Below are 15,278 nucleotides of genomic sequence, written 5' to 3' on the forward strand. Positions count from 1 at the left end.
CCATGAGCCACCTCAACGACTACCTCGCCGAGAAGCGTGCCGCCGTGCTCGGGCGCAACGCCGCCATCGACGCCGGCACGGCGCAGCCGCTGCAGCTGAAGGCGCACGTGCGCGCCGAGGGCCGCAGCGGCGTGCGGCGGCTGCGCATCCGCGACCACCAGGTGATCAGCGACAGCCCACCGGACTTCGCGGGCTACAACCTGGGCCCCAGCTCGCCCGAGCTGCAGCTCGGCGTGCTGGGCACCTGCGTCACGCACATCTTCCTGATCCAGGCGGCCGAGCGGCAGGTGCCGCTGGACGGCCTCGAAGTCGAGGTGACCGGGCTCATCGATCCGCGCGGCGGCCGGCCCGGCCACGAGGCGACGCCGATCTGGCCGCACGAGATCGGCTACACGGTGCACATCGACTCGCCGGCCTCGCAGGAGGACATCGACGCGCTCTTCGAAGCGGTCGAGCGCAACTGCCCCATCCTCAACCTGCTGCGCAATCCGCAGACCATCCGCGCCGAGGTGAAGCGGGTCGGCAAGAAGGCCGCGCCCGCGAAGGAAGCCGATGCCGTCGCTGCTTGAAGTCGGCGGCCTCACGCGGCGCTTCGGCGGACTCACCGCGGTCGATGCGGTCGACCTGCGCGTGGAGGAGGGCGAGCTGGTCAGCGTGATCGGCCCCAACGGCGCGGGCAAGACCACGCTCTTCAACCTCATCACCGGGCTCGACCAGCCGGACGCGGGCCAGGTGCTTTTCGAGGGCGACGACATCACCGGCTGGCCCGCGCAGAAACTCGCGCAGCGCGGCCTCGCGCGCACCTTCCAGCACGGCCGCGTGTTTGCCAACCTCACGGTGCTCGACAACGTGCTGGTCGGCGCGCACACACGGCTGCGCGCGGTCAAGCCGCGCATGGGCGGCGTGCCGGGCCTGCCGGCGCTGGCCGAGCTCGCGCTCGCGCTGTTCCAGCCGCCTTCGGTGCGGCGTGAAGAGGAGCGCCTGCGCGCCGAGGCGCTCGCGATCATCGCGCTCTTCGGCGAGCGGGCTTCTGCCTCGCATTGACCACCCGGCCCACAGTCTCTCGTACGCGAACCGGCGTCGCGTCGAGATCGCGCGGGCGCTCGCGCTCCAGCCGCGTCTGCTGCTGCTCGACGAGCCGACCGCCGGCATGAACGAAAGCGAGACGGCCGAGATGCTGAAGATCATCCGCACGCTCAAGGCGCGGGGCCAGAGCATCCTATTGATCGAGCACAAGCTCGACCTCGTGATGCAGCTTTCCGACCGCGTGGTGGTGCTCGACGACGGCCGCAAGATCGCCGAAGGCCTGCCGGACGCGGTGCGCAACGACCCGGCCGTGATCGAGGCCTACCTGGGCCATCGCCGGGTGGGCGGGCAGGTCGCGGTGGCCGCATGAGCAGCATCGCGACCGTCGCACGCACGGGCCTTGCGCCTTCGCCGCTTTGGAACGAGGACAGGGACGACGCCGAGCCGGCGCGTTCGGCTGGGCCGGTTCTTTCGCACGGCGAGCCGCCCTTGCTCGAACTCCGGAAGATCAACAGCTTCTACGGCCTGGTCCAGGCGCACTTCGATCTGGACCTCGAAGTGCGCCGCGGCCAGATCGTGAGCCTGCTCGGCGGCAACGCGAGCGGCAAGTCGACCACGATGAAGGTGGTGCTGGGCCTGCTCAAGCCGCGCTCGGGCGAAGTGCGCTTCGACGGCGAATCCCTGCTCGGCCTCGGCACGCCGCAGGTGATCCGGCGCGGGATCGGCTCGGTGCCCGAAGCGCGGCGGCTCTTTCCCGCGATGACGGTGCGCGAGAACTTGCTGATGGGCGCGTACGCGCGCAACGACCGCGAGGCGGTCGCCGAAGACCTCGCACGCATGCTTGACCTGTTCCCGCGCGTGGCCGAACGCATCGAGTTCCAGGCCGGCACGCTTTCGGGCGGCGAGCAGCAGATGGTGGCGATGGCGCGCGCGCTGATGGGCCGGCCGAAGCTGCTGTGCATGGACGAGCCAACCATGGGCCTCTCGCCGCTCTACGTCGACCGCGTGCTGGAACTCATCGCGCAGATCAACCGGCAGGGCGTCTCGGTCTTCATGGTCGAGCAGAACGCCAGCCTCGCGCTGCAGATCGCGCACCACGGCTACGTGCTGCAGACCGGCCGCATCGTGCTGAGCGGCCCGGCCGAACGGCTCCTGGCCGACGCGCGCATCCGCGACGCCTACCTCGGCGGCGGCGAGGCCGCGCGCACCGCATCCTGAAAAAAGACCGAACCAACACCATGCCGCTTTCGCTCGACCACATCGTCATCGCCGTCCACGACCTGGAGGCCACCATCGCCGACTACACAGCGCTCGGCTTCAACGTCCAGCGCGGCGGCGGCCATCCGGGGCGCAGCACGCACAACGCGCTGGTCGTGTTCGCCGACGGCAGCTACTTCGAACTGATCGCCTGGAAGACGCCCGCGCCGGAGGAGCGCTGGTGGCAGCTGCTGCAGCGCCACGGCGAAGGCATCGTCGACTTCGCGCTGCTGCCCGCAAGCACTACGCAGACGGTGGCCGAAGCCGCGGGGCGCGGCCTGGCGCTCGATGGTCCGCTCGACGGCGGGCGCGTGCGCCCCGACGGCGAGCACCTGCGCTGGCAGACCGCGCGGCCGCCGTCGCCGGACCTGCCCTTTCTCTGCGGCGATCTCACGCCGCGCGCACTGCGCGTGCCCGAGGGCGAAGCGCGCGTGCATCCCAACGGCACCACCGGCGTCGCCAGTCTCGCGCTGGCGGTGCGCGACCTCGACGCCACGCTGGCACGCTACCGCGCCTTGCTCGGCGCACCGGAAGGCGAGGGCGCGACGCAGGTGGGCGGCGTGGTGAGCCTGCCCGGCGGCCGCACGCGGCTCGCACTGGTCACGCTGGGCGGCAGCACGCTGGTGCTGTCGTCGTCGCGCGCAGGTCGCAGCGCCGAAGAGGGGGACGCGCTTGCCCAGCGGCTCGCGCTGCGCGGCGACGGGCCGTACGCGCTCGTGCTGCGTGCGGATGCCTCGGAAGATCGCGCGGCGCCCGACCTCGCGCTCACCCACGGCGCCAGCATCGAGTTCGACGGCTTCCCCGCGCCCTCACGCCAGCCCGCGCGCACATCGTGATGACGGCGATCCGGCGCCTCGGCTTCTTCAGCCGCCTTCTCGACGACGCTCCCGCCGTCGAACGCTATCGGCTGGTGGCCGAGCAGATCGCGCACGCCGAGGCCAACGGCTTCGATTCGGCGTGGGTGGCGCAGCACCACTTCCACGAAGCGGAAGGCGGCCTGCCGTCGCCTTTCGTCTTCCTCGCGCACGTGGCGGCACGGACGCGGCGCATCCGGCTCGGCACCGGCGTCGTGACGCTGCCGCTCGAGAACGCGGTGCGCGTGGCCGAGGATGCCGTCGTGTTGGACCTGCTCTCGGGCGGCAGGCTGGAGTTCGGCGTGGGCACCGGCGGCACGCCCTCGTCCTTCGCGGCCTTTGGCCTGGCCAGCGAGGATCGCGCCGAGGTGTTCGCGCGCCACCTGGCGCAGGTGCGGGAAGCGTGGGCGGGCCGTGCGCTCGCTGGCGGCGATCGGCTCTACCCGGCCTCGCCACAACTGCTCGACAGGATCTGGCAGGCGACCTTCTCCGTCGCGGGCGGCGCGCGCGCCGGTCTGGCGGGCGATGGACTGATGCTGTCGCGCACGCAGCCGCGGCCGGCCGATGCGCCGCACGCCTCGCTCTCCGAACTTCAGCGCCCGATCGTCGAGGCGTACCTCGAGAAGCTGCCCGCGGGGCGCGCGCCGCGCATCATGGGCTCGCGCTCGGTGTTCGTGGCCGACGACCGGCAGCAGGCATTGCGCCTCGCCGAGCAGGGCCTGCGTCGCAGCGTCGCGCGGCTGGGCGATCCGAGCCGGCCGGGACCCGATGCGACGCTGCGCGAGCTCATCGAAGGCTACGACGTGCACGTCGGCACCCCGGGCGACGTCATCGCATCGCTGCAGGCCGACAGCACGCTCGCGCAGGTGACCGACATGGTGTTCCAGGTGCATTCGGTCGATCCGCCGCACCCGCTCATCCTGCGCTCCATCGAGCTGGTCGCCACAAAAGTGGCACCGGCGCTCGGCTGGCGCCCCGCCGCCGACCCCCTTCGCGACCCCACACCGGAGACCATCGCATGACCGCATCCCACGCACCGGACGTGATCGACAAGCTCGCGGGCCTCGCGCCCGGACACCCGCTGCAGGGCGTTCGCGCGCAGCGCGCTCAGGCGCGCGACCAGAGCCAGGAAAGCTACCGGGCGCTGTTCGAACCGGCCTCGACGCCCGCCGGCGATTTCACGCTGGCGGAGCGCTTCGCGGTGGCCACCTTCGTGGCGGCGCTGCACGGGCCGGGTCCGGCGGTCGATTTCTATGCCGGCGGCCTCGCGGGCCACGGCGCCGCGCAGGCGCTGGTCGATGCGCTCGTGGGCGAGGCGGCCTTGGGCGCTGCATCCGGCCCCTACGGCCGCTTTCCGGCGGGGCCCTTGAGCGCGGAAGACGCGCCGGGACCGGTCTACCGTGTCGGCGATGCCGCCCGCGCGGTGCTCGGCGACCGGCTCGCTGCCGCGCTGGTTCATGCGCACCTGCTGCTCTTCCATCCGCGCGATGCGAGCGCGCCGGACCTGGCGGCGCTGCTGGACGCCGGATGGTCGCCGACGGACATCGTCACGCTGTCGCAGCTCGTCGCCTTCCTCGGCTACCAGATCCGCGCCGCGGCCGGGCTGCAGGCGCTCGCGTCGTCGCCGAGGGCCATCCAGTCATGAGCCATTCCACCTTGAGCCATCCCGGCAACGTGCCGCCCGCCGCCTTCACGCAGGAGGAGCTCGAATGGCTGCCATGGCTGCCGCCGTTGCCCGAAGCCGCGCTGACCGACCGGCATCGCGCGGGCCTCGTCGACGCCTCGCGCGCGAAGTCGCCTTACTTCATGCTGCTCGCGCGCGACCCGGACATCCTCGGCGCGCGCACGCGCACCGACAAGGACATCTTCCACAACCCCGAAGGCGGCTTGCCGCGCCCGGAACGCGAGCTCGCGGCCGCGGCGACCTCGCGGTACAACGGCTGCATCTACTGCGCGTCGGTCCATGCGCGATTCGCCTCGCACTTCTCGCACCGCACCGACGACGTGCAGCGCCTGCTCGACGAAGGCGTCGGCGCACGAATCGACAAACGATGGGACGCCATCGTGGCGGCATCGGTGGCGCTGACGTCGACACCGATCGCGTTCGGACCCGAGCACGTCGAGCGCTTGCGCACGGCGGGGCTGGACGATCTGGCAATCGTGGACGTCGTCCAGAGTGCGGCCTTCTTCAACTGGGCCAACCGCCTGATGCTGTCGCTTGGCGAGCCGTCGCGCGGTCGTCTCCGTTGAGCCGCTGGCCGCCGGCTGCGTCGAAGAGGTGGGCCTCCGCGGCTGCGGTTCAACGCCGCTGCTGTCGAAACCCTGGAGCTAGCCGGGCGCGTGCTCTGCTGCCCAGAAGACTGCTGAAACCTACGGCGCTTCCTGCTGCAGATGGCGCTCGAAACGCTCCAGGAGCGTGTGCATGTCTTGCCGCGCACGCGTGAATTCCTCGGAGGCGCCGCGAGCAGTGAGGTCGCGCTCGTAGTCCGAGCGGGAATCGAACACGCATTCCCAACGCACGTCGGGGCCCGTGCCTTCGATCTTTTTAAAGATGCGGCCCGCCGGCAACCCGAGTCGCGCCCGGATTTCGCTGGCGCGCCGCCGCTGCGCCAGAACTGCATCGGCTTGGCCGGGCAACGCGTAGTAGTTGGTGATCTCGATGATCATGATGGGCCTCCTTGCCCGGGCGCAAGCCGTCTTCTACCGTGCCGCGCACTTGCGTAGATGGGGCTATTGACAATCACACTATTTGATCACACACTGTGATCACAGTAAAGATTTGGCAGATGGGCTGCCGGACCTGAGTGATGTATGTGAGGAGTTCCATCGATGCCAACGATCCAGTCCATAGAGACGCTGCTAGTCCAGCTTCCGACGCGGCGGGAGCACAAGTGGACTGGTCTGACCGAGTCCATCGGTCGCTACCTGCTGACCCGCATGGTCGATAGCGATGGCCGCATCGGCTGGGGCGAGGCGCCGGCGCTGAAGGACTGGGGCGGCGAGTTCGGCCGCTACTTCGGCGAGTCGACGTCGATCGCGAAGATGGTGATCGAGAAGTACCTCGCGCCCGCCCTGATTGGCGTCGAGCTCGGCAACTTCGCGGAGATGCATGCGCGCATGGATGCGGTGATCCGCGGATATCCCTATGCCAAGGCCGCGGTCGAGTTCGCCGCCTATGACGTCACAGGCCGCTGGCTCGGCCTGCCCGTGCACATGCTGCTCGGCGGCAAGGCGCGATCGCGCGTGATGGTGACCCATTCGATCGGACTGATCCCGATCGCCGAGGCCGAGAAGGAAGTGGCGCAAGTTGCCGCCGAAGGCATCCGGACGATCAAGATCAAGATCGGCGTCGATGCGAAGCGCGACATCGACATGGTGCGCACGGTGCGAGCAGCGGTCGGTGACGACGTCGAGCTGTGCGTGGACGCGAACGAAGGCTATCGCACGCCGGGCGAGGCCATCGCCACGGTGCGTGCGATGGAGCCATACCGGCTCAAGTACGTCGAGCAGCCGGTGATGGGCATCGAGCGCATCGCCGAGGTTGCGCGTGCGATCGACCAGCCGGTGATGGCCGACGAATCGGCCTGGAACGCGCACGACGTGATCCAGATCAGCGAACAGCGCGCGGCACAGATCGTGTCCATCTACAGCACCAAGCCAGGCGGGCTATACAAAGCGATGGAAGTAGCGGCCGTGTGCCGTGCGGCCGGGATCATCTGCAACGTCAATGGCTCTGTGGAGACCGGGGTCGGCAACCTCGCCAACATCCACCTGGCCGCCGCTGCGCCGGCTGCGACGCTGTCTTGCGTGGTCCCTGTGTCGACGCCGGCCGAATGGCAGAAGGGCCAGATCGGCGGCATCTACTACCGCGACGACCTCATCGTCGCGCCCATGAAGCTCGTCGACGGTGGCATCGAAGTGCCGACCGCGCCCGGCATGGGCATCGACGTCGACCTCGCCAAGGTCGAGAAGTACACCGTCCGCGACTGAGGTCGCCCTCAACATTCATCCAAGGAAGGTTCCAGATGCGCAATGCAATCATCGAGCGACAGGTCAAGGCGATCGCCGAACACAAGCTCGACGCCATGGTGTCATGCTCCCCCGAAAACTACGCGTACGCAACCGGCTTCGTCGTCCCGTCGCAGCCGTTGATCAGGCATCGTCATGCGATGGCGATCGTCACGGCCGACGGCAGGACGGAATTGTTCTCGGTCGACATGGAAGCCAGCACGGTGAAGCGCCGTGCACCGGATGTGCCGACGCGCATCTGGGCCGAGTTCACCGATGATGCGATGGTCGTGCTGGCCGACCAGCTGAGCAGGCTCGGACTCGCGCGCGGCCGCATCGGCATCGAGATGGACTACTTGCCTGCAGGCGACCTCGCACGGCTGCAGAAGGCGCTGCCCGACGCGCGCTTCGAGCACTGCGAGCAGATCCTCGCGCGGCTGCGCCAGATCAAGACGCCGGAGGAGATCGCCTTGCTGCGCCGCCTGTCGCGCATCGCTGATCAGGCGATCACCGACGCGCTCGCGTCGGTCAAGGCCGGCGACTCGGAGATGGACATCGCCGGGCATCTGACGCGCAACGTCTATGCGCTGGGGGCCGAGCACTTCAAGCTGATGATCATCGCGACCGGCGAGCGCAGTGTGCTGCCGAACGTCGGCCCCAGCGAGCGCAGGCTCAAGCCGCGCGACGTCTGCCGGGTCGAGATCTTCTCCGTGATCGACGGCTATCAGGCGGGCGTGTGTCGCACCGCGGTCGTGCACGAGGCGCCACCGAAGGCCGAAGCCATCTGGCAGCATCTGGTGGACTGCAAGTACCAGATCATGCAGATGGTCAAGCCAGGCGCCAGCTGCCGTGCCATCTACGACGCCTTCATTGCCAAGCTGTCCGAGATGGACCTGCCGCCGATCTCGTTCGTCGGCCACGGCATCGGCCTGCATCTGCACGAAGATCCCTACCTGGGCAAGACGCCCGTCCTGGGCCGACCTGGAAGCGACGCGGTGATCGAAGAGGGCATGGTGCTCGGCTTCGAGCCGCTGTGCTATGAAACGGGTCACGGCTTCGGCATGCAGAACAAGGACATGCTCCTGGTCACGGCCAATGGTTGCGAGCTGCTGTCCGACTACGCGAACACCGACAAGCTGCTGGTCGTCGAGGGCTGAGCGGCGGCCCGACAATTCAACCTGGAAAGACTTTCATGCGCACGCTCATCGAGCACCTTGAATTCGCATTCCTCGTCGACGCCAACGACACGGTGGTGCGCGACGCCAGTATCCTGGTCGACAACGATCGCATCGCCGACATCGGCCCTGCCGCGGAAGTCGCGGCGCGACATCGCGGCGAGCACTTCGACCGCGTGATGGACGGCCGCATGCTCGGCATCTGCCCAGGCTTCGTCGACAGCCACGTCCATCTGTCCGAGACCCTTTCGCGCGCCGTGTTCCCTGACAACCTGAACACGCGGGCCTGGGTCTTCCACTGGGCCAAGCCCTTCTATGCGCACATCACCGAGGAAGACGAGTACTGGGGAGCCTTGCTCGGCATCACCGAGATGCTTCGCAACGGCACCACCTGCTTCATCGACATGGGCTCGCAGTACGACCCCGGCATCACGGTGCGGGCAATGGAGAAGACCGGCATCCGCGGCATCACCGGCCGCCATGCAGCGGACAACCCGCCGCCCGAGCTGCCGCGCGGCTGGACCGAGGAGATGGCGCGGCACCACTTCTTTCCGAGCGCGGAAGCGGCGCTCGAGGAGCTGGAAGCCTGCGTGCGCAAGTACGACGGCGCGCTCGACGGCCGCGTGCGCTGCTGGGTCAACATCGAAGGCAAGGAGCCTTGCACGCTGGAGCTCCATGTCGGCGCGCAGAAACTTGCAGAGCGGCTCGGTGTCGGCACCACCTACCACCTGGCGACCTCCATCGAGGAGGCGAAGGTCTGCGAGGAAAAGTATGGTTGCTGGCCGATCACGCGAATCGACCGCGCGGGCGGTATCGGCTCCAACCTGGTCATTGCGCACGGAGCAGCCGTCAGCGACGAGGAAGTGAAGCTCCTTGCGAGCCGCGGCGCCAAGGTCGCGTTCTGCCCGTGCTCATCGTTCAAGCTCGGCAAGGGCGCGACGGCAATCGGCAAGTATCCCGAGATGGTCGCCGCCGGTGTCACCGTCGGGCTCGGCACCGACGGTGTTTCCGCAGCCGGCAACATGAACCTGATGCGCCAGATGCTGATCGTCGCCGGCATGTTCAAGGATGCGCGCATGAAGCCCGACGTGTTCACGGCCCGGCAGGCCCTGAGGGCAGCCACCATCGACGGCGCGAAGGCAGCAATGTGGGACCACGAGATCGGTTCGCTCGAGATCGGGAAGAAGGCCGACTTCATCCTTTTCGACCTCGACCACATCGAATGGACCCCGTTCCACGACCCGCTGCAGGCGCTGGTCTTCTCGGCGTCGACCGCGTCTATCTCGCAAACCTGGGTCGATGGCAAGACTCTTTACAGCGAGGGCAAGGTGCATGGGGTCGACGAGCCGGCGCTGCGCCGCAAGGCGCGAGAACTGGCCGCCGCCGCGGTGCAGCGCGCCGGCCTGCACGCCGAGAACGTCGAAACAACGACCACGCTGTACGACAACGGCAACTGATGCGGGTCATCCGGTCCGTCGCGCTCATCGATCGAGCGGGCAGCTTCGACCTGGCGCTGGAGGGCGAGCGCGTGCGCGCCATCTCGGCCGCAGCCTATGCGGCACCTCCGCGCTGGCTGGCCATGCCGTCGCTCGTCAACCTGCATGCGCATGCCAACCGCGCGTATGCGGCGCCGGCGCAGCGTCCGCTGTCGCTCGGCGATGCGGTGTTGTCTGCGAAGCGCGAGCGCGCCAGCGCCACTGTCGAGGACATCCAATCGCGCGCCACGCGGCTGATGCGCCGATCGATCGCGCATGGCGTCTCGTCGCTGCGCACGCACACCGACATCGACGCCATCACCGGCATGCGCGCGATCGAGGGGGTGCTGGCGGTCGCGGCGGAGTTGCGCCCGTTGCTCGACGTTGAGGTCGTAGCCTTCGCGAGTGCGGCGGCCGACCCCTGCCACCCCGGGACGCAGGCGCTTTTCGTCGAGGCGGTCGGACGTGGCGCTTCGCTGATCGGCGCCGTGCCGGCGCTCTGCGCCAATCCGGCGGCGGCCCTGGAGGCGCTGCTCGACGCGGCGCTCGCGCTGGGCGTGCCGCTTGACGTTCACCTTGATGAACACCTCGACGCGCCGAAGGCGCTGATCCACCAACTGGTGGACGGAACCGTGGTGCGTGGCCTGCAGGGCCGCGTCACGGTCAGCCATGCCTGCGTGCTCTCAGTGTTGCCACGCGACGATGTCCGTCGGCTGCTGGACCGAATGGCGTCAGCGCGCATCGTGCTGGTGGTGCTGCCTGAGCTGAATCTCTATCTGCAGGCACGCAGCGAGGGTGCACCGGGCGTTCGTGGGCTGGCGCCCGTCGCCGAGGCGCTGAAGGCGGGTGTCGCGGTGCGCTTCGGCACCGACAACGTCAGGGACTGGTTCTTTCCGTTCGGCGATGGCGACATGCTAGAGACCGGCTTCGTGGGCGCGATGGCCTCTCACGTCGATGCCCCGGAGGAGCTCAGCTCGCTGATCTGCGGCGGGCGTCGGCGCATCGAGGTCGGGGACGTGGCGGATCTGTTGCTGGTGCCGGCCTCGTCCTTCGATGATGCGCTCGCAAGGCGCCCCACCGGGCGCGTGCTGCTGCGGCGGGGAAGGGAAGTCGACGTCGCGGTCGACGCGACCGCGTCGCTCTCAGGCCAGGCTGGTCTCGTAGACGCTGCGAATTGAGTTCTCGATCGCGCGCTGCGTCAGGTCGCTTGCGATGAAGACGATCCAGCCCGGCCGTGCCGACGCGTCCGGCCACGCCGGCAGGCGCTCGATCGGGTAGAGCACATGCTGCACGCCCTGCACGACCACGGGCCGCGCATCGTCGGTTACCGCCAGCAGTCCCTTCACGCGCAGGATCGAATCGCCGCGGCTGGCGAGCAGCAGCTCGAGCCATTCGACGAAGGAAGGCCATTCGACCGGCTGTTGCAACGACACCGTGAAGGTCTTGATGGCGTCGTCGTGGGCGTGCGCATGGGGCATCGCCGGCGCCCCGGCGGCGGAATGAAGGATCGGTCCGAGCTGGGCAGGGACGGGAGCGCGCCATTGCGCGTCGGCCTCCCTGAGGATCTCGGCGGCGGGCAGTTGCGCCTTGCCCGAGACGAGTAGGCACGCCGACGGATTCATGGCGCGCAGCTTGTCGCCCAGCGCGTCGGATTCGGACTCTCCGACCAGGTCGGACTTCGTCAGGATCAGCCGGTCTGCCGTGGCCAGCTGCTGCCTGGCCTCGCGATGCCGTCCCAGCGTCTGCTCGCCGTTGATGGCGTCCACTGTCGTGATCACCTGACCGAGACGGAACCACGGCACGAGGGTCGCCTCGCTCAGAATAGCCTGCATGATCGGCGCCGGGTCGGCCAGCCCCGTGGTCTCGACGACGACACGGGCAAAGGCAGGAATCTTGCCGGCGCGCATCAGCGCGTGCAGTTCGGCCAGCGTCGACACCAGATCGTCGCGGACCGAGCAGCACATGCAGCCCGAGCTCAGCAGCACGACGTCCTCGGCGACCTCGCGCACCAGCAGGTGGTCGAGTCCGACCTCGCCGAATTCGTTAATGACCACCGCCGTGTCCGCCAGGCAGGGGTCGGCCAACAGATGGCGCAGCAGCGTGGTCTTGCCGCTGCCGAGGAAGCCGGTCAGCACATGAATCGGTACACGGCCGTCAACCATGGTCGCGGCGTGATCCATCGTCAGGCCAGTTCAAAGATGGCATCGACCTCAACCGCGACATTGCGCGGCAGCGAATTGCAGCCGACCGCGGCGCGCGCATGCCGGCCTGCATCGCCGAACACCTCGACCATCAGGTCGGAGGCGCCGTTGATCACCTTGGGATGGTCGCCGAACTCGGGCGTGGCGTTGACGAAACCGCCGAGGCGCACGCAGCCTGCGACGCCATCGAGACTGCCGCCCAGGGCGGTGCGCAGCTGGGCCAGGATGTTGATTCCGCACAGGCGCGCGGCCTTCTGTGCATCCTCGATCGAGACGTCCTGGCCGACCTTGCCCACGTACTGGTCCTTGCCACCGGCAGTCGGGACCTGGCCTGCGATGTATACCAGCGAGCCGCTCTTGCGGGCCGGCACATAGTTGGCGGCGGGGGCGACTGCCTTCGGCAATTGGATGCCGAGCTTGGCCAAGCGTGCTTCGTGTCCGTGCGTTGTCATCTGGTGTCCTTGGGAGTGAAGGTTCAACTGCCGAAATAGAGGTCGTCGAGCGGGGCGGAGAGCAGGTCGTCGGCGTTCGGCTCGCTGAGGGCAGGCGCGAGCGTGCTCCCCGTGGTGCGAATGTCGCGCAGCACGCCTTGCCTGACCATGGCGGGCTTCTTGGTGCGCAGGCCGTCGAGGATCTCGACGTGCGCGGAAGCGTCCCAGGGCGTGCTCGGGGACAACAGCGACAAGTACATGGTCGGGCCGAACTGGAGCCACAACGATTCGATCAGCGGCATAACCACTTCGGTGCCTGACGCCTCATACAGCGTGAAATGGAAGCGCTGGTTCGAGGACAGGCAGCCGAGCAGATTGCGCTTTGCGATCGCCTCGAGCAACTCGTCGTTGATGGCGCTGAGTGTGCTCAGCAACGCCGGAGGGCAATTGCGGCACGCCATCTCCGCTGCCATGCCTTCGATCAGCTCCCGCACCGCGAAAAGCTCCTTCAGTTTCTTGGGCGTCAATCTCGGTACGCGAACGGATCCGCTGGCGGTAGCCTCCAGCGCATTGATCACGACCAGCCGTGCCAACGCGTCTCGGACCGGCATCGGACTGGTGCCGAAGCTGCTCGCGAGCTTGCGCAGGCTCATCACCTGGCCGGGAACGAAAGCACCGACCATGAGGCCGCGGCGAATGCGCTGGAAGACCTCCTCGGGGACGCTGCCGCGCGCGCGTTTGCTTGGGGCCTCCAAGGCGCGCTGTTCAAGGCGTTCGGCGATCTGTTCCATGTGACTCTCTCTCTTGCTTGCCGTGATGCGGGTTAACCCGATTGTGTGTGATTATAGGTGTGATCACACTCTGTGATCAATACGAGTTTACATCTACGCCAGTCGAACCCTAAGCCCCCCGGGCTGCGAGGGCAAGGGCTGATTCTTCAAACCTCAACGTCACGGGCGGTATTCCATGCGACTCCTGCGATCCGGCATTTCCTTGAGCTCCCACCTCAGAACGGCTGCCTTGGCAGCCCTCCTGGTCTCGGCTCCCACCGCGTGGGCAACGGACCCGGTCAACGTTCGCTTCAGCTGGAAGCTCAAGGGTGAGTACGCTCACCTCTATCTGGCGCAGGAGCAAGGCGTTTACGCGTCGAAGAACCTGGCTGTTCGCATGGGCGAGGGAGCGGGGGCGCCAGCGGCGCTGGGGGCCTTGCTGCAAGGACAGGAAGACGTGGTGGTGATGCCCGCGATCTTCGCGGTCTCTGCCATCCAGAAGGGCATGCCTGTCAAGATCGTCGCGCTCTACCATCCCCGCACGCCGGTCGTGCTGGTCTCGCAGCCCGACAAGCCGGTCGCGCAACCGAAGGATTTGGAAGGCAAGACGGTCGCACACTCAGTGGGCGAAACGGGAACCTCCTACTTGGCGGTCTTCTGCTCGGTCAACGGCATCGATTGCACGAAGGTCAAGAAGGTGCAGATGGATGCGCAGTCGCGTGTGCCGCAGTTCCTGCAGAAGCAGGTCGACGCGGTGAGCCTCTATCGCACCAGCGATTTGCCGGTGCTCGAAGCCAAGGTCGGCACCAAGTTCACGATCCTGGACCTGGCGCAGAACGGCCTTGCAATCCCTGGTCTCGCTGCGGTCTCGAGTAATGCGGCGATCGCCAAGCGGCCCGACGTTCTGCGGCGCTACCTGGCAGCGGTCAACGAAGGCATCGCCGTGACGCGCAAGGACCCTAAGGCCGCCGCGGCAGCATTGATGAAGGCCTGGCAGGGCAGCCCGCCGCAGGAGGTCGTGGAAGCGCAGGTGCGCGCGACGATGGACGCGATCCCGTCCGTGCCCGGAAAGCCGGTCGGATGGATCGATGCCAAGGCCATCTCGCAGGCGCTGGATCTTCTCAAGACGGACGAAGCGATCGGGACACCCAAGCCCGTCGAGACCTTCTTCACCAACGACCTGCTGCCTGCCCAGTGAACCAAGCGAAGGTCAATGCATGACTCAACTCAAACACTCCCAAGCCGTTCCGACGCCCACTGCGCGCGAGCCCAAGAAGAAAGCCGCCAGCGGCAGCTTCACAGAGCGCTACGCGTCCGTGCTGCTCGCCGCGGCCATCCTGCTCGCCTGGCAGTTCGCGGTCCCCTTGATGGGCCTGTCGGAATTCGTGCTTCCGACGCCGCTGGCGATCGGCAAGCGGATGGTGACGGATTTCGATCTCCTGGCCGCCCATTCGTACATCACGCTGCTCGAAGTGCTCGCGGGCTTCCTGGCCGGCGTGCTCATCGGCATACCCCTGGCGCTGGCAATCTTCTATTCGAAGGCCTTCGAACGCGCAGTCTATCCGCTGCTCGTGGCGCTACAGACGGTGCCGAAAATCGCGCTGGCACCTCTCCTGGTGCTGTACCTCGGCTATGGCTGGTGGCCCAAGATCAGCCTGGCGTTCCTGATCTCATTCTTTCCCATCGTGATCTCGACCGTGGTCGGCCTCCAGTCCCTCGACAAGGGCTTGGTCAACATGGTGCGCTCGATGGGATCCAGCGAATGGCAGACCTTCTTCAAGGTCAGGTTGCCCGCGGCCTTGCCGAGCATCTTCGGGGGCCTGAAGGTGGCCATCTCCCTGGCCGTGATCGGCGCCATCATCGGCGAGTACATCGCCGCGGAACGCGGGCTGGGCTATCTGCAGCTGCAAGCCAACTCACAGTTCGACACGACGCTGAACTTCGCCACTGTCGTCACCATCTCCCTGCTCGGTGTGCTGCTCTATTTCGTTCTGGCGCTGATCGAGTCCAAGGTTTCCTATCAACGCGAAAGTGCCAAATGACGAAACGCGACGCCGTGACATCCACGCGGGCCGTGCGCC

Annotated in this window: 16 protein-coding genes and 1 pseudogene; 13 read left to right on the forward strand and 4 right to left on the reverse strand. The window is 67.6% G+C overall.

Going from position 1 to position 15,278, the window contains the following annotated elements; translation table 11 throughout:
- Positions 1 to 2 precede the first annotated feature (2 nt).
- The 7 genes and pseudogenes from ACSQ9I_RS40245 (at position 3) to ACSQ9I_RS40275 (ending at position 5,387) form a co-directional block, all read left to right on the forward strand.
- On the forward strand, positions 3 to 569 hold the full coding sequence (locus ACSQ9I_RS40245) for an OsmC family protein (RefSeq protein WP_436317435.1): 567 nt from the start codon (positions 3 to 5) through the stop codon (positions 567 to 569).
- Positions 553 to 1,396 (forward strand): annotated as a pseudogene (locus tag ACSQ9I_RS40250) (ABC transporter ATP-binding protein). Before ACSQ9I_RS40245 ends, ACSQ9I_RS40250 begins: the two are co-directional and overlap by 17 nt.
- The gene (locus tag ACSQ9I_RS40255; protein WP_436317436.1) at positions 1,393 to 2,244 is read left to right on the forward strand and encodes an ABC transporter ATP-binding protein; all 852 of its coding nucleotides are present in this window, start codon (positions 1,393 to 1,395) and stop codon (positions 2,242 to 2,244) included. Before ACSQ9I_RS40250 ends, ACSQ9I_RS40255 begins: the two are co-directional and overlap by 4 nt.
- 20 nt (positions 2,245 to 2,264) lie before the next feature.
- On the forward strand, positions 2,265 to 3,119 hold the full coding sequence (locus ACSQ9I_RS40260) for a VOC family protein (RefSeq protein ID WP_436317437.1): 855 nt from the start codon (positions 2,265 to 2,267) through the stop codon (positions 3,117 to 3,119).
- Complete coding sequence (locus ACSQ9I_RS40265) at positions 3,119 to 4,159, forward strand: putative FMN-dependent luciferase-like monooxygenase (protein WP_436317438.1); 1,041 nt, start codon at positions 3,119 to 3,121, stop codon at positions 4,157 to 4,159. Before ACSQ9I_RS40260 ends, ACSQ9I_RS40265 begins: the two co-directional genes overlap by 1 nt.
- Complete coding sequence (locus tag ACSQ9I_RS40270) at positions 4,156 to 4,782, forward strand: CMD domain protein (RefSeq protein WP_436317439.1); 627 nt, start codon at positions 4,156 to 4,158, stop codon at positions 4,780 to 4,782. The genes ACSQ9I_RS40265 and ACSQ9I_RS40270 overlap by 4 nt, the downstream gene beginning before the upstream one ends.
- The gene (locus tag ACSQ9I_RS40275; protein ID WP_436317440.1) at positions 4,779 to 5,387 is read left to right on the forward strand and encodes an alkylhydroperoxidase domain protein; all 609 of its coding nucleotides are present in this window, start codon (positions 4,779 to 4,781) and stop codon (positions 5,385 to 5,387) included. Before ACSQ9I_RS40270 ends, ACSQ9I_RS40275 begins: the two co-directional genes overlap by 4 nt.
- Before the next feature lie 120 nt (positions 5,388 to 5,507).
- Here the strand turns inward: ACSQ9I_RS40275 and ACSQ9I_RS40280 are convergent, their stop codons facing one another.
- The gene (locus ACSQ9I_RS40280) at positions 5,508 to 5,804 is read right to left on the reverse strand and encodes a hypothetical protein (protein ID WP_436317441.1); all 297 of its coding nucleotides are present in this window, start codon (positions 5,802 to 5,804) and stop codon (positions 5,508 to 5,510) included.
- 162 nt (positions 5,805 to 5,966) lie between these two features.
- Here ACSQ9I_RS40280 and ACSQ9I_RS40285 point away from each other — a divergent pair, with 162 nt between their 5' ends.
- The 4 genes from ACSQ9I_RS40285 (at position 5,967) to ACSQ9I_RS40300 (ending at position 10,973) form a co-directional block, all read left to right on the forward strand.
- The gene (locus ACSQ9I_RS40285) at positions 5,967 to 7,127 is read left to right on the forward strand and encodes a mandelate racemase/muconate lactonizing enzyme family protein (protein ID WP_436317442.1); all 1,161 of its coding nucleotides are present in this window, start codon (positions 5,967 to 5,969) and stop codon (positions 7,125 to 7,127) included.
- Between the two features lie 35 nt (positions 7,128 to 7,162).
- On the forward strand, positions 7,163 to 8,302 hold the full coding sequence (locus ACSQ9I_RS40290) for a M24 family metallopeptidase (protein WP_436317443.1): 1,140 nt from the start codon (positions 7,163 to 7,165) through the stop codon (positions 8,300 to 8,302).
- Positions 8,303 to 8,337: 35 nt separating this feature from the next.
- A complete protein-coding gene (locus tag ACSQ9I_RS40295) occupies positions 8,338 to 9,777 on the forward strand; it encodes an amidohydrolase family protein (protein WP_436317444.1) in 1,440 nt (479 codons plus the stop codon).
- Between the two features lie 71 nt (positions 9,778 to 9,848).
- A complete protein-coding gene (locus ACSQ9I_RS40300; protein WP_436317445.1) occupies positions 9,849 to 10,973 on the forward strand; it encodes an amidohydrolase family protein in 1,125 nt (374 codons plus the stop codon).
- Here ACSQ9I_RS40300 and ACSQ9I_RS40305 read toward each other — a convergent pair.
- Genes ACSQ9I_RS40305 through ACSQ9I_RS40315 form a run of 3 tightly spaced genes read right to left on the reverse strand, consistent with a single transcriptional unit; the run spans position 10,938 to position 13,218 of the window.
- Complete coding sequence (locus tag ACSQ9I_RS40305) at positions 10,938 to 11,957, reverse strand: CobW family GTP-binding protein (protein ID WP_436317446.1); 1,020 nt, start codon at positions 11,955 to 11,957, stop codon at positions 10,938 to 10,940. The genes ACSQ9I_RS40300 and ACSQ9I_RS40305 overlap by 36 nt on opposite strands.
- 20 nt (positions 11,958 to 11,977) lie before the next feature.
- On the reverse strand, positions 11,978 to 12,448 hold the full coding sequence (locus ACSQ9I_RS40310; RefSeq protein WP_436317447.1) for a RidA family protein: 471 nt from the start codon (positions 12,446 to 12,448) through the stop codon (positions 11,978 to 11,980).
- Positions 12,449 to 12,471: 23 nt separating this feature from the next.
- Positions 12,472 to 13,218, reverse strand: coding sequence for a GntR family transcriptional regulator (locus ACSQ9I_RS40315; protein ID WP_436297417.1), 747 nt, complete (start codon positions 13,216 to 13,218; stop codon positions 12,472 to 12,474).
- Positions 13,219 to 13,447: 229 nt separating this feature from the next.
- Here ACSQ9I_RS40315 and ACSQ9I_RS40320 point away from each other — a divergent pair, with 229 nt between their 5' ends.
- Positions 13,448 to 14,395: an ABC transporter substrate-binding protein gene (locus ACSQ9I_RS40320; RefSeq protein ID WP_436297416.1), complete on the forward strand. Its 948-nt coding sequence runs from the start codon at positions 13,448 to 13,450 to the stop codon at positions 14,393 to 14,395.
- A 19-nt stretch (positions 14,396 to 14,414) separates the two neighbouring features.
- A complete protein-coding gene (locus tag ACSQ9I_RS40325; protein ID WP_436317448.1) occupies positions 14,415 to 15,239 on the forward strand; it encodes an ABC transporter permease in 825 nt (274 codons plus the stop codon).
- Positions 15,240 to 15,278: the final 39 nt, after the last annotated feature.

The organism is Variovorax sp. LjRoot84, assembly GCF_964254305.1.
In the GTDB taxonomy this organism is placed as follows: Bacteria; Pseudomonadota; Gammaproteobacteria; order Burkholderiales; family Burkholderiaceae_C; genus Variovorax.